Annotated in this window: 11 protein-coding genes; 5 read left to right on the top strand and 6 right to left on the bottom strand. The window is 47.1% G+C overall.

Going from position 1 to position 21740, the window contains the following annotated elements; genetic code table 11:
* Window positions 1-322: 322 nt before the first annotated feature.
* Complete coding sequence (locus HQ39_RS04980) at window positions 323-1684, bottom strand: UDP-N-acetylmuramoyl-tripeptide--D-alanyl-D-alanine ligase (RefSeq protein WP_036864240.1); 1362 nt, start codon at window positions 1682-1684, stop codon at window positions 323-325.
* A gap of 81 nt (window positions 1685-1765) precedes the next feature.
* On the opposite strand from HQ39_RS04980, the gene HQ39_RS04975 reads away from it, so the two are divergent.
* Complete coding sequence (locus tag HQ39_RS04975) at window positions 1766-4699, top strand: xanthan lyase (protein WP_152565509.1); 2934 nt, start codon at window positions 1766-1768, stop codon at window positions 4697-4699.
* Between the two features lie 9 nt (window positions 4700-4708).
* On the opposite strand, the gene HQ39_RS04970 is transcribed toward HQ39_RS04975, so the two are convergent.
* From HQ39_RS04970 to HQ39_RS04950, 5 genes are all read right to left on the bottom strand, one after another.
* A complete protein-coding gene (locus HQ39_RS04970) occupies window positions 4709-5785 on the bottom strand; it encodes a mannose-1-phosphate guanylyltransferase (protein WP_036864238.1) in 1077 nt (358 codons plus the stop codon).
* On the bottom strand, window positions 5775-6887 hold the full coding sequence (lpxK, locus tag HQ39_RS04965; protein WP_036864236.1) for a tetraacyldisaccharide 4'-kinase: 1113 nt from the start codon (window positions 6885-6887) through the stop codon (window positions 5775-5777). Before lpxK ends, HQ39_RS04970 begins: the two co-directional genes overlap by 11 nt.
* Before the next feature lie 90 nt (window positions 6888-6977).
* Window positions 6978-8780, bottom strand: a complete 1803-nt coding sequence (gene sppA / locus HQ39_RS04960) for a signal peptide peptidase SppA (RefSeq protein WP_036864235.1) — start codon at window positions 8778-8780, stop codon at window positions 6978-6980.
* 195 nt (window positions 8781-8975) lie between these two features.
* Window positions 8976-10157, bottom strand: a complete 1182-nt coding sequence (locus HQ39_RS04955) for a DUF4369 domain-containing protein (RefSeq protein ID WP_036864234.1) — start codon at window positions 10155-10157, stop codon at window positions 8976-8978.
* Between the two features lie 41 nt (window positions 10158-10198).
* Window positions 10199-12487 carry a T9SS type A sorting domain-containing protein gene (locus tag HQ39_RS04950; RefSeq protein WP_036864232.1) on the bottom strand — a complete coding sequence of 763 codons (2289 nt, stop codon included), beginning with the start codon at window positions 12485-12487 and terminating at the stop codon, window positions 10199-10201.
* 245 nt (window positions 12488-12732) lie between these two features.
* Between HQ39_RS04950 and HQ39_RS04945 the strand changes: the two genes are divergently transcribed.
* The 4 genes from HQ39_RS04945 to HQ39_RS04930 all read left to right on the top strand — a co-directional run bounded on the left by HQ39_RS04945 (window position 12733) and on the right by HQ39_RS04930 (window position 21268).
* A complete protein-coding gene (locus tag HQ39_RS04945; RefSeq protein WP_152565508.1) occupies window positions 12733-14328 on the top strand; it encodes a hypothetical protein in 1596 nt (531 codons plus the stop codon).
* Window positions 14329-14346: 18 nt separating this feature from the next.
* Entirely contained in the window at window positions 14347-15720 is a 1374-nt protein-coding gene (locus tag HQ39_RS04940) for a DUF5723 family protein (protein WP_036864230.1), read from the top strand.
* Window positions 15721-16135: 415 nt separating this feature from the next.
* Window positions 16136-18928, top strand: a complete 2793-nt coding sequence (locus HQ39_RS04935; RefSeq protein ID WP_036864227.1) for an outer membrane beta-barrel protein — start codon at window positions 16136-16138, stop codon at window positions 18926-18928.
* Between the two features lie 219 nt (window positions 18929-19147).
* Window positions 19148-21268, top strand: a complete 2121-nt coding sequence (locus HQ39_RS04930; protein ID WP_036864223.1) for a M3 family metallopeptidase — start codon at window positions 19148-19150, stop codon at window positions 21266-21268.
* Window positions 21269-21740: the final 472 nt, after the last annotated feature.

Below are 21740 nucleotides of genomic sequence, written 5' to 3'. Positions count from 1 at the left end.
TACTTTCCGAAATGCCTGCAATCACTAAAAATGGCTATTTTTCGCATGAGTGCGCATGAAATCGAAAAGAATAGAGGCTGCACAGGAGGAGGAAAGGGAGCAGCAAAGAGCGGCAAGAAGAAAAGAGGGAGGGTGAAAGTGCGCAAACTGCGATGCTACTTGAGATATTCGGCTTCGGTTGCATATAAGGAGTGTGTTTCTTCCGGTTTCATTCTTTGCTCCTCGTATTTTATGCGTTCTGATGCAACCCAAAAGGGCTGTGCAAAAATGAATTTTGACACAGCCCCAAAAGAGTATTTCTTAAAACGGAAATAGGATAATCTTACCGTATTTCTGCTTCAAAAACAGGTAAAACCTGTTCTAATGCCATGCCGCGAGACCCTTTGATGAGGATGGTAGAGCCGGCAGGCGGAAGAGGTATCTCCCCAAAACGAAGGGAGGAGAGGAGGTCGGCACTTGTCGGGAAGAGATAGACGGAAGAGTCCGTATGGCTGCAAGCCAACCGGTGCCATACCTCGGCAAAAGCATCCCCTACGAGATAGAGAGGAGACAAGCGTGGTATGGATAGAGCCGTTTCGAGTACTTCTGTATGGACGTGGGCAGTCTCTTCTCCCATTTCGAGCATATCGCCAAGTATGGCAGACACGTTCTTCTCCGCACGAGAGAGTAGCTCCAGATTGGAGAGAGCCGCTTTCATGCTGGAGAGATTGGCGTTGTAAGCGTCCAATATGAGTGTATGCTGCGGCAGAGAGAGGAGTTGAGACCGCTTATTGGTGGGGGTATAGGCTTCGATAGCCTTGATTCCCTCTTCAAGAGAGACACCGAGAAGATGCCCCAAAGAGAGTGCCGCCAGTGCGTTGGGCAGATTGTAGCCTCCGACAAGCGAGCTTTTCAGGTGGTATGTTTCCGCATCGAAAGAGATTTTAGCCGAGAGGTAAGGATCATCGGATGGGAGAAGCTCTCCAAAAAGTCTTGCCTGATCCGAGCCTTGAGCGGTATAGGAGAATGTCTCCTGTCCTTTCCACTTTCCGGAGAGAAGCGCATCGTCCAGATTGAGGATGTAGCTCCCCCTCTTCTCCGAACGGGAGAGAAGAAAGTGAGGAAGCTCGCTCTTGGTCTCCAATACACCTTGTAGAGAGCCGAAGCCTTCGAGATGAGCCGCTCCGATATTGGTTACCAGCCCGATGGTCGGCTCGGCTATATTCACCAGCTCTTCTATGTCTCCTTTTTTGCTTGCTCCCATTTCGATGATTGCGACTTCGTGCCGAGGGTTGAGCTTGAGAAGTGTCAGAGGCACACCGATATGGTTATTGAGGTTGCCTTCTGTAGCAAGAACATTGTACTTTGAACGGAGTACGGCAAGGGTCAGTTCCTTAGTGGTGGTTTTGCCATTAGTACCCGTGATGCCCACCACAGGTATATCGAACAACCTGCGATGATAGTGTGCAAGCTCCTGCAACGCACGCAGCGTATCGGGCACGCAGATACATCGGGGATTGTGTTGCAGAGCCTCATCGCTCACAAGAGCGTATGCGGCTCCGGATGCCAAGGCTTGGAGGGCAAAGGTGTTGCCGTCGAAGTGTTCGCCTTTGAGTGCTACGAAGAGCGAACCGGGCGCAATATGCCTGCTGTCCGTAGAGATACCGGAGCATTCCATAAAGCGACTGTGCAGGAGTCTGACCATGGGGAAATAAAAATCTATAAACTTTTTTACCTAAGCACAAATGTAGGGATAACCTCTGATATTTCTCTTATATTTGCTTTCATGATAGGTACAAAAAGATTTTGGTTTATTCTCTTTATCTGTCTTGTCTGTACAGGGTCTGTATGGGGACAGAGAAGCATCAGAAAAGAACAGTGGTACACCCCTCTGGGACAATATATAGAGCTGCATCCATCCTTTAGTAATGTTTCTACCGGACGGGTAGAGGTGAAGTCGGCTTCCGTAGGAGGAGCCATGGTTATCTTGAATCTCAATACGAACGGTCTCAATGTCCCTTACCGGGAAGAGATGGTAAAAGATATATATGCCTACGCTTCGTCTCTTCTTCCCGAAGGGATGCAGGAGTACAAGATAGCCATCAGGGTAGACGGACAGAATATAGAGGATCTTATCCCGGAAGCGTATAAAGGAAAGCACTACCGCTCATCCCGACAGAAGTGGGGCGAAAAGGCGGTGAGAAAGACGGAGTCCCCGTTGGTCCGAAAGACAGGTACGCCATACGCCATAACAGCCGGTCTGCAAGGCAGGCATATTGCGATGTGGCAGAGTCACGGCAGATACTTCGATACACAAAAGAACGAATGGAAGTGGCAACGCCCTTTGGTCTTCGGCACAACGGAAGATCTGTTCACACAAAGCTATATCGTTCCTTATGTGGTACCCATGCTGGAGAAAGCCGGAGCAGTGGTACTCCTGCCACGAGAAAGGGATATGAACAGGGAGGAGTATATTATAGACAACGATGCTTCGGTACTGACGAAAGGTGTCTATGCCGAACGAAATGCTCGTGTAAAGTGGGAAGAGGGTCAGGAGAGCGGTTTTGCCTACACCACTGCCAGATTGAGAGATAATGAGAACCCTTTCTCTCAAGGCAGTTACAGACAGATAGAGAGTAGAACCAAAGGAGATCTGAGCCGTGCCACATGGATACCGGAGATCACGAAAGAGGCAGAATATGCTGTTTATGTCAGCTATAAGTCGCTCCCCAACAGTGTGGAAGATGCTCACTATTCCGTATATCATGCCGGAGGGGTATCTACTTTTGTGGTGAACCAAACAATGGGAGGAGGAACATGGATCTATCTCGGAACATTTCTTTTTAAGCCTGAAAAAGAGGGCGTAGACCAAAACTTTATAACCCTTACCAACGAAAGCGCAACGGCAGGAAAGATAGTAACAGCCGATGCGGTAAAGATAGGTGGAGGCATGGGACACGTAGAGCGTGGATACCCACAGGTGGTAGGACGTGGAAGAAGAAAGCGTACAATCCCTGCTACCTACTCTGTAAGTGGAATGCCGAGGTATGCAGAGAGTGCAAGATACTGGATGCAGTGGGCAGGTGTTCCCGATAGTATATACAACGGAAGCAAGAGCGCAAATGACTATGTGGATGACTATCGTTCTCGCGGACAGTGGGTAAACTATCTGATGGGTGGGCTTCCCACCACTTCTTATTCGGGTGGATTGAACATCCCTATCGACCTCTCTTTTGCGCTACACTCGGATGCCGGCGTGAGGGATGGGGAAGAGACTTTCGGAGTGCTTGGGATATACAACAGCCAGCACGAGGAGGGGCGTTATCCTAATGGTATATCTCGCAGTGCCGCAAGAGATCTTACCGATATTGTGCAGACAACCATCATGGAGGATTTGAGGCGTACCTACCGGAAAGATTGGGTACGGAGGGGAATGTGGGATAAAAACTACTCGGAAGCAACATGGCAACATGCCCCTTCGTTGCTCCTCGAAATGATCTCTCATCAAAATCGTGCAGATATGCAGTATGGTCTTGATCCCGATTTTCGCTTTACCTATTCGAGAGCTATATATAAAGGTATTCTGAAGTTTTTGTCTTACGAGTTTGGTCAGAAGTATGTGGTGCAACCTCTTCCGCCTACCGGTGTCGCAGTAGAGCCTTGGGGGCAAGATTCGGTAGTGCTGACATGGTCGCCTCGACATGATCCTTTGGAACCCTCTGCCTCTCCTCACCATTATATGGTCTATACGAGGAAGAATAATGGCGGGTTTGATAACGGATTGATTGTTGCCGACTCTATTCTGTTTCTCCCTGTGGAGAAGAACAGTATATATTCATTCAAGATTACAGGAGTGAATGACGGAGGAGAGAGCTTCCCTTCAGAGATCGTGTCTGCCGGTATAAGCATTCAGGCACATGGAGATGTACTTGTGGTAAACGGCTTTGACAGGGTGAGTGCACCCTCTCTCTTCGGAGAGTATGACTCCGGCGTGCCCTATCTGAAAGATATATCCGCCGTGGATCATGTTGCCGGAAATAGCTTCGACTACCCCTATACTCACGGTAAGGCTTTGATGGCTTCGGGTTGTTCGTTCTTCTCTTCATCGGTCAGTCGTGTAGAGAAAGAGCCGGAAATGCTCAAGAGATATGCGGTGGTGGATCTTGTTTTGGGCAAGCAACGCAGTACGGTGATAGGTACTCCCTCTTATGGAAAGATGAAGTATAAAAGCATGAGTCCGGATTTGCAGTTTGCCGTAGAGTCTTATCTGATGGGTGGCGGACGATTGATACTGACAGCCGCTCACCTTGTATCGGATCTCTCCACACCTGTTCACTCTCTACCTGACAGCTACGATAGGAATTTCCTTAACACGGTTCTTAATCTTGCGTCTCCCGATTCAGTGCAGACTGTTCCCGTAAACGGGCAGATGATGATCCGAGACTTGACCAATCCGAAAGAAGCAGGAAACTATTACAGTGTACAGGTGCACTCTTTCCCAAATCCGAACCATTACTATATAGATAAGGTAGATGCTCTCTGGCCCTATAACCAAAAAGATGTGAGGATGTTTATTGCCACCCATGATGGGACACCCTTGGGGATAACCACGAAGTCTCCTTATCACATCGTGCTATCGTCCATCCCATTCGAGACAATAAGCTCGGAAGAGGATAGAGCGTGGATTATGAATATCTTTTTGAGGGTGTTGAGGGAGTAGATTATCGGACTACTTCTCCTGCTTTTCTTTTATAATCTCGTGCATCGCAGCCTCGTCTCCACGACGAGAGATGAAGAGAGTTTCAGGGGTATCGACAACCAGCATATCTTCTATGCCATATAATACAAGGCGTTTGTTGGGAGAAGAGGACTTGACAAGCAAATTTCGGCACTCCCGCAGATCTACCTCCTTGGCTTTCGGTGCGGAGACAGCATTCTCTGCATCATCTTTATCCAACTGACGATAAAGGCTTTCCCATGTTCCAAGATCGCTCCATCCAAAATCGGAAGGTGCAACTTTTACATTATGAGCCTTTTCTATAAGCCCATAATCAATAGAGACCGAAGGCGAACGGAGAAAAGCAAGGCGCACATCTGCACTCTCCTGAGGAGTATTATAGGAAGAGATAGGGGCAAACAGAGATGATACTTCAGGCAAGTGAGCCTCTAAAGCAGAGGTAAAAACCGAGGCTTTCCATATAAACATACCGGAATTCCAAAGATAATTGCCCTTAGCCAACATATCCACGGCAACAGGAAGGGAGGGCTTTTCTTTGAATTGAAGTACCGGCTGAGAGCGATTCAGTCTCATGATGCTTTGTTCCACTTCTATATAACCGTAGCCTATGGCTGGATAAGTAGGACGAATGCCGATAGTAAACAGAGCATCCTCTTTTTCAGCATCTTCGAGTTGTTTTGCAATGCAATCACGGAAGCGACCTTCATCTGCAATATAATGATCAGAAGGTGTAACCAATAACAGAGCATTCGGATCCTTTTGCTTCAGCTTATATGCCGCATAGGCTATACATGGAGCGGTGTTGCGTCTTTCCGGTTCCGTGAGGACTTGATGAGCTTTTAGCATGGGCAGTTCTGCCAAAACATCTTCTCGGTAGGCTTCACCGGTCATAACATAAAAGTTCTCTGTCGGGAAGAGAGGAGAGAGTCTGTCGAATGTCATACGTATGAAACTTTTACCAGTTCCCAACACATCTATGAACTGTTTCGGTTGAGACGCTTTGCTCAGTGGCCAGAATCTACTTCCTACTCCACCGGCAAGAATAATGCAGTAGTGGTTACTTCTCATGCTTTTTTTCTCTTTTATTTTCCAGTGCCAAAACATTGCGGATCTCAGTCAGCAATTTAGCTTGAGCATCTGAAGCCATCGCAATCTCCATAGGAACGCAATAACATCGGGCTTGTATTTCCGAAGCTACTGATAGCAGGTGCGGATAGAGTCTTACCGAATCTTTTTCCGTTGTAAGCAGATAGGCATTCGAATGTTTTCTTAGCTGTTCGATGATAGATTCGACCTCTTTCTTCTGAAAGTTATGATGATCCGGGAATGCAAATCTCATCTTTTCTACATAACCTTCTCCCTTTTGGCGAAGAAAGAAAATGTTCGGATTGGCAATACCTGCCACGAGAATTACCTCCGACCCTCTATTGGGAGGAGGAATGGTATGAGAAGAAGAACCTATCTGTTCATCAGTAAGTATCCTCCTTGGAGGCATCATACGCATGGAACTGAAGTATAGAGATTGATGTGCTTGTAGCTCCATCTCTCCTTCCAGCAGTTTCATCTGTATCGGCTTTATACTGTTCGGCGTCCGAGTGATAATCACAGAGTCTGCCCTATACTTGGCTTCCTGAGGCTCTCTCAGATTGCCATAGGGAAGAAGATCATCCTGCGTAAATGGTCTCTGGAATGAGGTAAGAAGAATAGTATATGTAGGCTTGACGTATCTGTGTTGAAAGCCATCGTCCATTAAAATCAATGTCGGACGCTGCTCCTTGGGCATGGCTTCAAAGTGAGCCATAGCCCTGAGTCTGCTGCCATCTACGTAGACATAGACATTGGGGAACTTTTGCTTGATCTGCAAAGGTTCGTCTCCGACCAAATCCACAGTATGCTCCGGAAGAACCTCCATAGGAAGGCTACTCTTTCTTCCATAACCTCTGGAGAGAACGGCTATGCGATAGAGAGGAGAAAGCTGGCGGATCAAAAACTCTATATGAGGCGTTTTCCCCGTACCTCCCACCGCAATATTCCCAACGCAGATTGTCGGAACAGGAGGCTTTTCGGAAAGTAACCAACCATTGTCAAACGCAAAATTGCGCAAAGCAACGCCTACTCCGTACAATACGGAGGGGATCTTTAGCAATATGTTACGTTTAGGTATGGTCATCTTTCCTGCTCAAAAGAGCCCTGTCCAAGGGCTTATTAAGTACACAACCCCGAAAGCACCTGTAAAAGTCCTTTCGGGGTTCTGATTATTTTACTGTTCTGTAATGTCTATTTCCGGCATTGCCAGAATTCCTGTTGTACGCTGAGCCTTACGGATAGCGTTCAGGAACTTCTGCTCTTCCGGAGAGAGAAGCGAGTCGAATAGATTGGCTTTCACATCTGAGTAGCCACCGACAAGCTTCATCCACCACTCTTTTTTATCGCTTTTCGGATAGTAGAGGTAGTACTTGTCCACTTCAGCCAGACGAGCAGCCTCTTCCACGGCATCATCAAAAGTACCCAGTTTGTCTACAAGTCCCAATTCGATGGCTTTTTGTCCCAGCCATACACGACCTTGTCCCACACTATCGACCTGAGCAACGGTCATGCCTCTTCCGTCTGCCACACGCTTCTTGAACAACTCGTAGCCGCGTTCTACCATATTTTGGATTACAGCTTTCTCCTTATCTGTCATAGGACGAAGTGTATTTCCAAGATCTGATAATTCGTGTGTCTTTACCACATCCATTGTCAAATCAATCTTATTGGCTGCTCCTGTGAAGTTCGGGAACTGCCCGAAGATACCAATACTTCCGGTAAGGGTCGTAGGATCTGCGAATATCTTGTTGGCAGCACAAGAGATATAATATCCGCCAGAGGCAGCATAATCTCCCATGGAAACAACAACCGGCTTCTTGGCTTTAAGATCATTGACCTCTTTCCAAATCTGTTCGGAAAGGAATGCAGATCCTCCCGGAGAATTTACTCTCATAACCACCGCCTTGATGTCGTCATCCTCTGCCAATTCTCGCAGTTTCTTTGCAACATCCATATCAATGATGGTGGTATTTTCAAATTCTCCTGCAGATTCTCGAATCTCTCCTTCAGCAATAACGACGCCGATAGCGTCTCCTTTGGATACGTAACGAGCACCTTTGGAGCGGAGATATTGTGAAACCGTTACACCATTATAGCGTTCTTTGTCTCTTTCTCCTGTATAACGCTCCGCCAGCATAGGTTCCACGTCAAGGCTGTACATCAGAGAGTCTACCAAACCATATTCTACAGCCTTTCGGATAGATCCCATGCCGTATCCTCTGTTCACGAATACTTCAAGGCTATCGCGATTGATACCACGAGAGGCAACTATGGCATCAGCTACATTGTCCCAAAGTCCGTTTATATATTCTTGTAGTTGCAATCTGTTCGGCTCACTTAGCTTTTTCAGAACAAAAGGCTCTACGGCACCCTTAAAAGTCCCTACCTTAAAGATTTGCATTTCAACACCAAGCTTTTGAAGAGGTCCTGTGTAGAACATTACTTGTCGACTCAACCCCATCATAGGCAGCATACCTTCAGGATTCATATAGATCTTGTCCGCGACGCTGGCAAGGTAGTAGCTCTTGTCCGATAGTACATCTGCGTACGTAAAGATCATCTTACCGCTTTTCTTGAAGGACTCCAACTCTTGACGGATCTCTTGTGCGGTGGCATAACCCATGCCGACACCTGAGAAGTCGATATAAATTGCTTCAATATTTTGGTCTTCTGCAGCTGAGCGGATTGCCTTCTTTATCTCAGAAAGAGTAAGCATCCCCTCACTATCTCGTTTGCCCGGCAAGAATGCTGCAAAAGGATTATCTGCTTTGCTTTCGGAGATAACTCCTCCCGGAACTATCTCTAATATACTTCCACTTTCAACTTGAAATACAGAAGTATCTTCTCTGCTTGTGAAAGCTGATATGCTGGCTGTTATAGCCGAAACTACCACAAAGAAAAACAGGATCATTGCCACTACGCTTGCTAAGATCACTCCCAAGCAAGAAGCAAAGACCATTTTAATAAATTGTTTCATCTGTTTTGTCTGCCTATTTTTATAAATACTATTATAGTTGCAAATATAAACATATTATTCAAACCGCGCTCGTTCATAGCAAGATAGATTCATCCCATCAGTGAATCGGTTAGGTGCGGATTTTAGAAAGCTATGTGATTGTTCTTTCTGTCTCTAAGACACTATACGGCAGAAAGATTTCTTTTGGCTTTTATGTTAGAGCCACTTGTCGAGCGTAGCGAGTACCTCGTTAAAGTCCGTGAATCTTGCCTTGAGTTCTCCGTCTTTGATTAAGAACATTGTCGGCAACGTGTTCAGATTGTAGAGACCGATATATTTGGAGAAGACACCATCCGTATCTTGTACATTTACCCAAGGATAGTTCTGAATGGTGCTGTACCAAATGTGTCCATCTCTTTCAAGACCGACTTGGTAAATGCGAAGCCCTTTGTTATGATAGTTTTGGTATAAAAGATCAATACTCTCACAGTATGCCGCAGACCATTCTGCGCCCATGGCAGTAAAAGAAAGAAGAGTGATCTCCCCTGTTCCTACAACAGAAGAAAGAGAGATGGTGTCTCCCTTGGCATTCGGAAGACTTACTTCCAGATAGCCTACAACTGCGGCACTGTTCTCAAAGCTTTTTTGTAATTGTTGCTGGTTCTTTTGACTGCGAACTGCAGCAATAGATTGCAGAGCCAGTTTGTGCAGATGCTTAGAGCGTTCAGCGTCCGGATATTCGGCATCGAAAGCCGTAGCGACAATGGCAAACAGCTTTGAGTCTGCCTCTTCATAGATGTTGAAGATGAGGTAACCACCCAACTCTTGGAACAGCGCATAGTATGCTGCCAACGATGCGGGATCTTCGTAGATATATTTGATAGCTACCTCTTTGTACTGCTCTATGTGTTGCTTCTGTTTGGATTGGAATACAGAGTCCGGCATGTGTCCGTCCACATATTCTGCCAAGTCCTTTGATATACCTACATTGGCATCCAGTTGAGCAAGGAATATCTCTTTTACTTTTTCCGATGTGGCAGATCCCTCCACAGTGTATCCGGTGGCAAAGCTGGAGTAATCCGTTTCTACTCTGATGTGTGATATCGTATCTATTGCCAAAGTAATGACTTGATTTTCCACTCTTAGCCTGTAAAACTCGGGAAGTTCTCCAAGTTCTTCGGTGAATTTGAAAGAACCATTAGCGTGGAGTTTGACAGAATCCAAAACCTCTACACCTGATAGTTTTCTCTGCTCCAAGTAGATGGTTTTACCTTCAGCCCCTCTAACATGACCATCGATAATGCTCTTTTTGTTGGAAGTACAAGAGGTAATAAACAAGGCAAGCAGAGAGAGAAGAAATAGCTTGCTACTAAATGCTGTGTGTAGAGAATGTTTCATCTTGGAGTGTGTTTGATGTAGGAATATTGGGATGTCTTATTCTATTTCGGATCTAAAAGGATCTTTTTCGAGTGTTTGTTGCCTTTATCGTCCGTTACGTGAATGATATAAATGCCCGGAGGAAATGATCCAACATTCAGCGTAACGCTTTGAGAACGAGTCTCGCTCTGTATCATTCTCTGCCCTAATAGGGTATAAAGCGTTATGGTGTGTTTGCTAAACATCTCTCCGGATGGATTCTCTTTGAATTGTACGAGTAGATCTCCTCCCGTGTAGCGCAATCTAAAGTAGTCTTTTGCATCAAGAGGCAGATCCTCATAGTCCAGTTTTTCTCCGGTATAGGAAAGTCTTGTGCAGAGCGATATGCCTCTAAATGCTTCCGGCCATTCTGTCCATGATGCAGCATCGGAGGAAGTCCACAGATAATTCTCCCTGCCACGGATCGGAGCTGTAAGCAGAGTGATGCCAGACTGCATCGCATCCACCTGGTAAGCCACAAGTATTTCATTCCCGGAAGACAAGGTGATAGGCTCTGTAAAGCTACTGAACACCTCGACACTTCCACGAGCCACCACATCTTCAGTTGTGTGGATCGCTTGTTTATTGCTGCTAACCACATCATCCAAGCGAACGTCTCCGGATAAAATCTTTTCGACATCTCCCGAAGGCATGCGGCGATAAATCGTGTACGGAACAGCTACTGGAGGAACCTTATTTAAGGATACAGGAATGTGAAGCGTTGTAGTCATCCCATGCAGTGTGATGGGGGATGCCGAAGCAGGAACGCGAAAACGTTCTGCCACTGTCTTGGGAAGAGGATTTATCTTATTGGTATATAGGGAGAGCGACTTGAGAATATCAGCCTTGTAGTTATCCATCACATTAGACCATGTGTTTACCTCCTTTGCTTCTTTGTACAATGGTCTTCCCGCTATCTTTTCCATGCCGGAGCCTGTCGGGTCAAGTATTTGTCCCATTGTCGGCATAGATGGCCTCTTTCTGCTATCCCAGTTGAATCCGATACCCGTATATACATCGTTGAAAGGAGAGTCGCATTCGGATGCTCCGGCAGTAAGGAATCCAATCATATAACCTTCCGCATCATAGAGGGGCGAACCTGAAGATCCCGGCATCGTTACTCCAAGATCCCATTTTTTTACCCACCAATAGTAGAGATTGGGCTCTATGGGATAAGGATAGCTCAAACTCGGAGGCCAACCTTTGACAACCTGCTTTGTGGTCATGCACAAACGTTTGGGCATCCCGTTGGGGTGATGCACACAGACAAAAGGACCATCCGGATTGGAGACAGTCCTGTTCCACCCTCCAAGGTAGGCGTTATATTCTATGGGAGGCTTCTGGTTCAGCTCCAGCAGACACATGTCTCCCGGTTCATAAATCGTGAGGAGTCTTGCCCCTGCAATGGATTGTTGTACGGGAGGAGCTATAAGACCCTCACAGTCGGTAGTTTGATGAGAGAAGTATGCCACGACTGTTTTGGCAAGATGATCATAATCCTTGTCTATGTCGAAGAACGATCTCAGCAAAACGTGAGAGGCTGTGGCTAAAATGGGACGCCCATCTTCTGCCGTGTTGTTGATCATGGCTCCGGATCCTCTTACCGTTCCGTTGACGATAAGACTGACTACCGCTTTGCTCTCTCTGCTATACTGAGGCAGGCAGACAACGTTCGGGGTACATGGCAATGTTTTGGGATTGGATTCGCGAGGTTGAGCGCGAAACTCGGCATTCACCTCTCCGAGATGCAGTTCTGCTTTCTCTTCTAAAGAAAAGGGGAGATCCAATTCGATGAGGACAGTATTTCCTTCGATCGACATGGTGGGAAGAGCCTTGCTTTCCGAGTTGTTTTCATTTCCGAAGGGTCCTATGAATGTTTCCGGATTGTCCAGCGAATAGATGGTGATGTAGCTGTCTTCCGGAAGAAAAAATCTGTCAAAGAAAAAGTTGAGTCCCTTGGCATTGGGAACCTTTACGGCATATCTTATCAATGTTCGTCCATCGGAGGCTTTTTGTCTATGTCCGTCTTGGAGAAGATTTACGCTTACCGGTCTTTTATGAGCAAACAGCTCTGCTCCTCTAAGGTCTTTTGCTCTCTTTTGCGAGACGATAAGCATGGAATCTACATTCAGAGGAGCAAGTTCAAGAGTCGGGATCTGCCCTTGTTGCAGTATGCTCACACCCATCTGTTGCATACTTATGCGAGGGCGTTTGGAGACGATCTGAGCCCCCGCTTGCAAGCATAGTCCGCAACAGAACAGGGCTAAAAAGCCCCAAAGTATTCTACCCCAATACCTGCCTCTATTGCTCATAAGGCGTTGTAGCTTCTTTTATGATTTATTCTGTTTCTTCCACAAAGATAAAACATTGAGTTAAAATAACAGCATAAAACAGCATCCAATAATGCCGTCCGAATTGGTATCTATTCTTTTTCTTCTTCTATTAAAACTCCGAATATTGATTTTACCTCAAGTCAAAGGCACAAATGAGATGTGAAGTTTATAAAATAACTACCTTTGTGTACATAGAATGAGGAATATACAATAAAGTAACAGATATGATAAGAAAAGATTTAGTAGCCTTTTTCTGTGGCTTATTGATGTCAATCTCTTTCCAGTCTTGCGGAGATGCCGATCTTTTTTCTCGGAAGCCGGAAATCCGGATGGAAGAGAAAGGAGATTGGGTACTTCCTTTGGGATATGCCGATGTCGGTATAGGAGAAGTGCTCTTAGGGCATAAGTTGGGAAACGGAGCCTTGAAGATAGACCGAGAGAAGGACAGGTTATTGATCAAGTTGGAAGATCCGAACGCTTTCCGGTGGGATCTCGGCTCTTTTACCGCCCAACAGGTAGAGGATGCTGAATTTACGTTTGTAGCGCCTTCTGCCGGGTACTCTCAGGATATGGTGATACCCGGAAATGATCTGAATAAAATCGGGCAGATCTTTCCTCTGGAGCTTGGTCGATTTACATTCTCACTATCGGACAAGATAAAATCTTCCGAGAGGATCGTTTTGGAAGGAGATATTCGTGTGAAGCTCTCGAACGTTCCCATGAAAGCAACGTTCATCCTTGGACTGGTCAATGCAACCGATGAACAGGGAGAGCCCATCCGTTTGTATTTGAGCTCCAACGGGAAAGATAAAGAGTTGGAAGCCACGTTCCGTTTGCCGGGAGTGAATCTTTTGCCGGGCAACGGTAATACCATCAACATGGGTTATGAGTTTTCCATCATCCCCGAAAACAGTCCTGGAGATGTTGTTTTGAAGAAAGGAGAAGCGATAGAGATAAAGATCGAGATATTGAAAGCAAAGATAAAAGAGTTCAAAGGCGTTGTAGATCCTACGGAAATAATTTTTCGGACGAATACCACCAAGTGGAATTTCGATGAGTGGAGTCGTGCTCAAGCTCTGTGGTTAAAGGGCACGAAGTTTGATCTTACGCTGAAAACCAAGGGCGTGGATATGGGTATGTCTGTTGGTGCCAAGCTGAAATCTCTCAAGAAATCAAGCTCTATTCCTCTTTATATTCCTCCGATAAAAGTTTTTGACATAAAGAGTCTGAAGCAGGAGGACATTCACACCATAAGATATGACGGAGATGCTTTGGAAGCATTCCTTTCCGGTCTGGACAAGTCCGGAATGGAGATAGAATGCAAGGTGATTGTCCCGACGAGAGGAAAGATAGCTTTCAACTCCGGGCTACGCCTTTCCGGAGGATACCATCTCGAGCAGCCTCTTGATCTTCGCGTAGAGAAATTTCCCGTGAAAGTAACGCTTCCTCTCTCTTCTTTGGAAGAACTCAAACGTTTCGACGGGTTGTATGAGACCATCAGCCTGTGCATCGTAGGGCGGAGCAACATTCCTTTCGAGATTGTCTGTGAAAAGCTCATCTTTTTGGATGCCAAAGGGAAAGAGATTCCGGGAGCAACCGTTACAGTAAGTGGTGGTATAACCGGAAGCACGGATGGAAAGAGTTTTGCCGACAGCCGTATAGTTGCGGAGCTGACCGCAGAGCAGAGCCGTCTTATCCGGAATGCGACAAAAGTAAAGGTGCAAGGCTATATCCGCACACTGTCTGAGGAGACTGTTCAGCTGCGTCCTTCTCAAAGCATGGCACTGCATATCTCTGCCGGAATCAACCACAAGTTTTAACCTCACAGCCATTCACTCATGAATACATATATATATAGGACACTTTCTCTCGTTGCTCTTCTTTTCATCTGTGCCGTTTCGGCAAAAGCGCAACAGCCGGATCATACACTGCTGACCACCGATGCGGACTTTGCGCGGATCTCTCAAAATCCTTCTTATATCCCTGATCACGACAGAGTGATTGTGGGGCTGCCTTTCATTTCTCAGGTCAGCTTAGACCTTCGTCTGCCGGTGGCTCCGAGCAGTGTTCTGCATAAAGATGAGAAGGGGACTTATCTGATATTGGATCGGGCACTTAGGAGTGCAGCCGGTCAGCCTTTTATGACGATGGCAAATGCGGATCTGTTCACTTACGGAGAGAAGTTCGGCAGCGGATTCTACTCCATTCAGCTCGGCATTCGTGCGGATGTGGCGATGGCTCTTCCCGCTTCTTTGGCGGACTTTGTAGCCAACGGTAACGCCCACTATATGGGTCGGGATCATTCTCTCGGGCATATTCCGATGGCACACAGACGCTACGTGCAGTTGGCTATCGGGTATGCCAACGACAGGATATTGAAGCGGCGCAATCTCCGCATCGGGGGGCGGCTCAAGCTGCTCACGATGGCATCGGGAGCTTTTTCGGACGGCGGAGATTTTGTTTTTCGCACAGACGAGCAGGGGCGTACTTTGGCGTTGAGCGGCACACAGCATTATGTGGTAAACAGCCCCAAGAAACTTCGGGTAAATTCGGAAGGGGATGTGGACCTGGGTGCGCTCGGCAGAGATATGCTGCACGATAAATCTTTCTCCAACTATGGTCTGGGGATGGATCTGGGCGCGGAGTATCGTCTCGACAGACACTGGTCTTTCGGTCTTTCGATAACCGATCTCGGCTTCATCCGCTGGAATGGCAAGAATCTGAAATCGGTAGAGCTGGATCTCTCCGGGGATAAAGCTCTTGAGTTCAAGGGCGTTGATTTTTCCAACGCTCTCATCAATAAAAATCAGGGGAAAGATCCTTCGTTGGATGCTCTCATCCGACAGCTGGAGTCTGCCGTTACGGCTCGTGATGCAGAACGTTCCTACTTTTCCTCTCTATACACCCGTCTCGGTGCCACGGCAGAATACACTCCGACAGATCCTGTCAAGATAAAGGCTCTTGTCGGTGGGGCATGGGTGAGCGGACTTTTCCACTACGAGGCGGCACTCAGCTCCTCTTACCGTCCGGCACGATTCTTTACGATGGCGGCAAGTGTCAGCTCCATGAAAAGCACCCCTTTCAGTCTCGGTGGAGCCGTTATTTTGGGAGACGGATTTCAGACCATTTTTGCCGTGGATAATCTTTTGGTTTTGGACTATACGGGGGTTCGTCGGGCGGCAGTTCGTCTGGGTATTAGTTTGAGGTTTTAATCTGCTGGTTTTCAATCCGTAAAGCGTGATTGAAAACTTCCTTCCGAAAGCAGCCTAATTTTCGTACGTACGAAAATATTTTTTCGTACGTACGAAAATTTTTTTTTGTACGTACAAAAATTTTTTTTTGTACGTACACAATTTTTTTTCTGTACGTACACAATTTTTTTTCTGTACGTGCGTAAATATTTTTTCGTGCGCATGAAAATATTTTTTTTTGCGCACGAAAATTTTCTTCCATGCGCACGAAAGTTTAGGAGGGTTGCTTGAGGAGTGATTTTTATGAGGTTCTCCCCCGGTATTTCCGAGAGACCTTTTTTGGGGATGTTTGGAGAGAAAAATCGTTACCGCCGTTAAACCTGCATCGGGGAACAGGCATCCAATAGAGGAAAAACAGTAAAAAACATACACGATTATGTCTTCAAAACGGGAAAGCAAGGGTCGACGGAGCTGTCTCCTTGCTCTATTTATCACTTTATTTTCAGGTTGGGCGGCTGTGCCCGGCACGCTTCATGCCCAGGGCAAGAAGCAGTACACCATTCAGGCAACCATCGTAGAGAAGGAGAGCGGACGCTTGGCTTCGGGAGCTTCGGCGCGTCTGCTGCATGCCAAAGACAGCTCTTTCTATAAGGGCAATGCCGCAAACACGCAAGGGAACATAACGATAGGCGATGTCTCGGAAGGGAAGTATGTCTTCCGGGTTACCTATATGGGTTTTCAGACGAAAGACAGCATCATCACGGTTGCGGGGGACAGGTACAAGCTGGACTTCGGGAAGATATTCATCGTGGAAGAGACGCAGAACCTCACCGATGTGGTGGTAACGAAGTATCTCGCACCGGTTACGGTGAAGAAAGATACGACCGAGTTCAACGCTTCTTCCTTTAAGGTGCGCGACGGAGCCAGCGTCGAGGAGCTGATCAAGAAGCTTCCGGGCATGGAGGTCTCGGACGATGGAGCCATCAAGTACAACGGCGAGAGCATCGAGGGTCTCCAGCTGGACGGCAGGGATTTCTTTACCGACAACATCACGATGGGAACCAAAAATCTGCTTTCGGACATGATAGACAAGCTCCAAGTGGTGGATAAAAAGAGCGACGAGAGCCGTCTGACCGGAATGAGCGACGGGGAGAACAAGAAGATCATCAACCTTGTCGTCAAAAAAGAGAGAAAGAAAGGATTGATGGGAAATCTCTCCGGCGGATACGGCACGGAGAACAGATATGAGGCAAATGCGATGATCAACGCCTTTATGGACAACACAAGGGTAACGTTTCTGGGTAATTCCAACAATCTGCCCAAGGGTGGCAACATGAACGGAATGCCTACGGAACACTCTTTCGGACTTAATCTGGATCAGAACATCAGCAAGAAGCTGAGCTTTGTTACCGACATCTCTTATGACGATAACCGAAATCGCAGAACCGGCTACAACCTCAACACCGAACTTTTGGGCGGAAACAACAAATCCCAGCAGAACAATCAGCACTTCGACAACCTCTCCGGAGATCGCACTTTCCATGCCAACACTCGCATGGAATGGCATCCGGATACTCTCACGACCATCTATGTGCGTCCGGCTGTGAGGTACTCCTCCAACATGCGCGACTTCTCGCAGAAGCACAATACCTTCCTCCCGGATGGCACAAAGATCAACGACGGAGAGCGGACGGAGGTATCGGAGTCGGACAACCTGCGTGCGAATATCGGCTTCCATGCGGCAAGAAGACTCAACAGCGCCGGACGGAATATTCTCGTGGGAGGTATGCTGAATTACAGCAACGGTACCGAGAACAGCAATGTCATATCAAAGACCCTCTTTTATAACCAGGCTGGAAACGAGATCAATCTCGATCAGAACATCATCCAAGCCAATAGCGGTGTCAGTGCGCGCTTTCGTACATCTTGGGTCGAACCTCTTGCGAAAAGATTTTATCTCCAGCTGGAATACAACCCCTCGCTATCCTTTTCCGGCAGCGACAGACAGGCGTACAACAAAGATGCGCAGGGAGGATACACGGTACAAGACCCTCTTTACTCGAAGAATACCGAGTACAGCATGATCTCTAATAACTTCGGCTTTAATCTTCGGTACAATACCGGAAAAGGGCTCAATACACAGCTCGGCTTCTCGTGGATACCGACAAGCACGGAGAGCAGATACGGCCTCGGAAACGGGACATCGGATTCTCGAACACGATTTGTCTGGGACTACTCTCCGACGCTAAGAGTGGAGTACAGCAAGGAACGCAGCAACCGTCTCTTCTTCGAGTATCGGGGAAACACCTATCAGCCCTCCATGAACCAGCTGATGCCTATTGCCGACCTTCGCGATCCTCTCAACAAAGTGATCGGTAATCCGGATCTTCTGCCGAGCTTTTCGCATGACCTGTATGGCGGATTCTCTTTCAGCAACAACAAAACGAGGTCGTTTGTCAACTTTCATACTTTCGGAAATTATAACCAACGCAGCATCGTGAGCAAGAGCACCATTGATCCTGCGACGGGAGCGCGGGAGTCCACTTACGTCAATGCGGATGGAGACTACGGTCTCAATGCCAACCTCAGATATTCTCAAGGGATAGGGAAGATGCCTCTTACATTGGATTTGGGTGCCGGGTATGGTGCTTCTTCCAATCAGGGCTATATCAACGGAGTGCTCGGCGAGACCACTTCGCAGCGTCCAAGCGCATCGCTCTCTTTCCGATGGAATAAAGAGCCTCTATCCATATCGCTCGGCAGCCGTGCCAACTGGAATACCGCCCGAAACAATATCTCTTCGCAGCTCGATAGAGACACAAGAATCTTGCAGTTTCATGGCGATGTGAGCCTCTCTCTGCCCTGGAACATGATGCTGACTGCCGACTATAACTTTACCAACCGGACAGGGTTCAACGAAGCTCTCAACGGCAACTACCATCTTCTCAATGCGAGACTTTCAAAAAGTTTCTTGAAGAACAATGCCGCAACGGTCGAGTTGTCTTGGTTCGATATACTCGGACAGCGCACCGCATATTCGTTCACCCAGACTGCGAGGAATATCACAGACAGCTATGTGGCAACGGTTACGACCTATGCCATGGTTACTTTCAAGTACAACTTCAACTTCTTTGGCGGAGGCAGCTCTTCCAATGCCGATGCTCAGAGAACAGGCAGACGATACGGCGGCTATGGTGGCTACGGCTACGGCGGAGGTCGTCCAAGATAACAGCCCGACGGCTCTTTCTGACAATCGCATAGAAAATCTTTCTCATGGCAATGATGTAAACCCTAAAGCGTTAGAATAGAGCATTCGTAGGTTGATGGGAAGAGCCGGAGCATTTTGCTTCGGCTCTTTTGTTTTTCATCTTCTTTCCGTAAAGTTATATTTCTTTACACCCGAAAAAATAGCTATCTTCGGACGGATAATACAAACTCAACTTTCAGTATGAAAAAATTATTACTCAGCCTTGCAGCACTGGTGGTTCTTGCCACTGCCTGCGAAAAGAAACAATCGGAATCCGTGAAAGATAATCCTCTTGTAGCCGGAAGCACATTGGAACAGGGTGCTCCGGAGTTTGACAAAATCTACAACCGCCACTATATGCCTGCATTCAAGGCAGGTATGGAACAGCAGAGAGAGGAGATCGAAAGCATCGTCAACAGCAGCGAAGCTCCCTCTTTCGAGAACACCATCCTTGCATACGAGCGTTCCGGAGCGGTACTGCGCCGCACATCCAACGTCTTCTTCGCTCTTGCCAACGCCAACAGCTCGGACAGCATTTTGGCAATAGAGCAGGAGGTAACTCCTCTTCTTGCAGAGCATCAAAACTTTATCAGCCTCAACGACAAGCTTTTCGAGCGCATCCGTGTCGTGTATGAAAACTCTTACGAAACCTTGGAGGGAGAAGACAAGAAGCTCCTGAAAGAGATCTACGACGGCTTCGTACGCGAAGGTGCAGCCCTTGAAGCAGACAAGAAGGCAGAGTTGGAAAAGATTAACACCCGCCTTGCATCGCTCCAACAAGAGTTCGAGTCGAAAGTAACGAAAGGTACCAACGCGGCAGGTGTGTGGGTTGCCACAGCGGAAGAGCTATCGGGTCTTTCCGAAGCCCAACTCAAACAAGCCGAAGCGGATGCACAGGCAGCAGGAGGGAAAGAGAAATATTTCCTTGTGGTTTCCAATACTACACAGCAACCTCTTCTTGCTTCGTTGGACAACAGAGAGGTGCGCAGAAAACTGTTTGAAGCCTCTGTCTCCAGAACATCTCCCGATAGCGGCTTCAACACAGAGCCTATCGCCCTTGAGATCATCCGTCTTCGTGCCAAGAAAGCAGAGCTTTTAGGCTTCAGAACATTTGCAGACTGGAGATTGCAGGACGCTATGGCAAAAGAGCCTCAAAACGTCTACACATTCTTCCAAGACCTTATCATTCCTTACATCCCTAAGATCAACGCAGAGACCGCCGAGATCGAAGCCTACGCTCGTAAGACCGAAGGAGCCGACTTCTCTCTTGAACCATACGACAGATTCTACTTCTCTGCCAAGATGAAGAGAGAAAAGTTTGCCTTCGATGAGGCTGAAGTGATGCAGTATTTCGAGCTTAACAACGTATTGAACAATGGTGTTTTCTATGCTGCAAACGCAATCTTCGGCATTACATTTGAAGAGCGCAACGACCTTCCGGTTTATCATCCCGATGTAGAGGTGTACAACGTAAAGGATGCAGACGGTACTCTCCTTGCGATATTCTATACAGACTTCTTCCGCAGAGACTCTAAGAGAGGCGGTGCATGGATGGACGCTTTCGCAAAACAGAGTTCATACTTCGGTCAGCTGCCTATCATCTACAATGTTTGCAACTATGCAAAACCTGCCGAAGGACAGCCGGCTCTTCTCTCCATAGACGATGTAGAAACCATGTTCCACGAGTTCGGACACGCCATACACGGTATGCTCTCCAACTGTAAATACAATACACTTTCCGGAACAGCCGTGAGCAGAGACTTCGTGGAATACCCTTCTCAGTTCAACGAATACTTCATCACCGTGGACGCTGTCTTCGACAACTTTGCGAAACACTACGCTACCGGTGAGCCGATGCCTGCCGAACTTAAGAAGAAAGTGAGAGAATCCGAAAACTTCCACTCCGCATACTCTCTCGGAGAAAACATGAGTGCCGTGCTGGTAGACATGGGATGGCATATCCTTTCATCGGAAAGTGCCGAAAAGATAACCTCCATCAAGGAGAAAGAAGATGAGATCTTGTCAAATCTTAAGCTCTACAACAAGCAAGTGCCTCCGCGCTATCACTCACTCTACTTCCGTCATGTCTTCGGCGGCGGATATGCAGCAGGATACTACTCTTACCTCTGGTCGGAAGTGTTGGCAGTGAATACCGGAGACCTCTTCTCGGCAAACGGCGGTCTTAGCAGAGAACTGGGACAAAAGTACAGAGACTTGATCGTCTCTATTGGTAATACCAAAGATTTGGAAAAGCAGTTCACAGAGCTTACCGGACTCGAAGCTCCGGACTCTAAAGCTCTTCTAAGAGCCAAAGGTCTCTAATCTCACAGAGCCTTACACACAGACGGCAGAGGCGGCATCCCTATCTTCGGGTGTCGCCTCTGCTGTTTATGGCTTCCGTCATCCGGCGTCTGAAATCTTCTTGCAACCTTTGAAAAAGGGATCTTTTTGGGCAAAGCTATCTTGTTAGAAGAGATTTTGAAGAGAGATTCAGAGATAAAATGCAGAGAGCACGAACGAGAAAGACATCTCAGGTACGGGGGCAAGTCCGAAGCTCAAAAGCAATGCAGAAGATGAGAAGCTATGCAAAAATCTCTTCTTGAAATTCTGCTTCGGAAGAGCAACAATAAACCCTGAAATTTTACACCCCAAACAGCCCTCTCCGGAGGGCTGTTTATATATATTTCATACCGAAAAATGCTCACTTTTTTCGGTCTCTCTATTTTGATCGGAGGGGTCATTTTCAGAGCACGACCGAACTGTTAAATTCGGACGGTTTTATTAACACGATTTT

The sequence above is a fragment of the Porphyromonas sp. COT-108 OH2963 genome, assembly GCF_000768895.1.
In the GTDB taxonomy this organism is placed as follows: Bacteria; Bacteroidota; Bacteroidia; order Bacteroidales; family Porphyromonadaceae; genus Porphyromonas_A; species Porphyromonas_A canoris.
The sequence above is the reverse complement of the archived record's forward strand: the minus strand, read 5'-3'. Positions and strand labels throughout refer to the sequence as shown.

Excerpts from the sequence above, each read along its gene's own strand:
- HQ39_RS04970 (WP_036864238.1), bottom strand. The coding sequence starts at position 5,785 with ATGAGAAGTAACCACTACTGCATTATTCTTGCCGGTGGAGTAGGAAGT.
- HQ39_RS04980 (WP_036864240.1), bottom strand. The coding sequence starts at position 1,684 with ATGGTCAGACTCCTGCACAGTCGCTTTATGGAATGCTCCGGTATCTCT.
- HQ39_RS04930 (WP_036864223.1), top strand. The coding sequence starts at position 19,148 with ATGAAAAAATTATTACTCAGCCTTGCAGCACTGGTGGTTCTTGCCACT.
- sppA (WP_036864235.1), bottom strand. The coding sequence starts at position 8,780 with ATGAAACAATTTATTAAAATGGTCTTTGCTTCTTGCTTGGGAGTGATC.
- HQ39_RS04940 (WP_036864230.1), top strand. The coding sequence starts at position 14,347 with ATGAATACATATATATATAGGACACTTTCTCTCGTTGCTCTTCTTTTC.
- HQ39_RS04935 (WP_036864227.1), top strand. The coding sequence starts at position 16,136 with ATGTCTTCAAAACGGGAAAGCAAGGGTCGACGGAGCTGTCTCCTTGCT.
- HQ39_RS04975 (WP_152565509.1), top strand. The coding sequence starts at position 1,766 with ATGATAGGTACAAAAAGATTTTGGTTTATTCTCTTTATCTGTCTTGTC.
- HQ39_RS04955 (WP_036864234.1), bottom strand. The coding sequence starts at position 10,157 with ATGAAACATTCTCTACACACAGCATTTAGTAGCAAGCTATTTCTTCTC.
- HQ39_RS04945 (WP_152565508.1), top strand. The coding sequence starts at position 12,733 with ATGATAAGAAAAGATTTAGTAGCCTTTTTCTGTGGCTTATTGATGTCA.
- lpxK (WP_036864236.1), bottom strand. The coding sequence starts at position 6,887 with ATGACCATACCTAAACGTAACATATTGCTAAAGATCCCCTCCGTATTG.
- HQ39_RS04950 (WP_036864232.1), bottom strand. The coding sequence starts at position 12,487 with ATGAGCAATAGAGGCAGGTATTGGGGTAGAATACTTTGGGGCTTTTTA.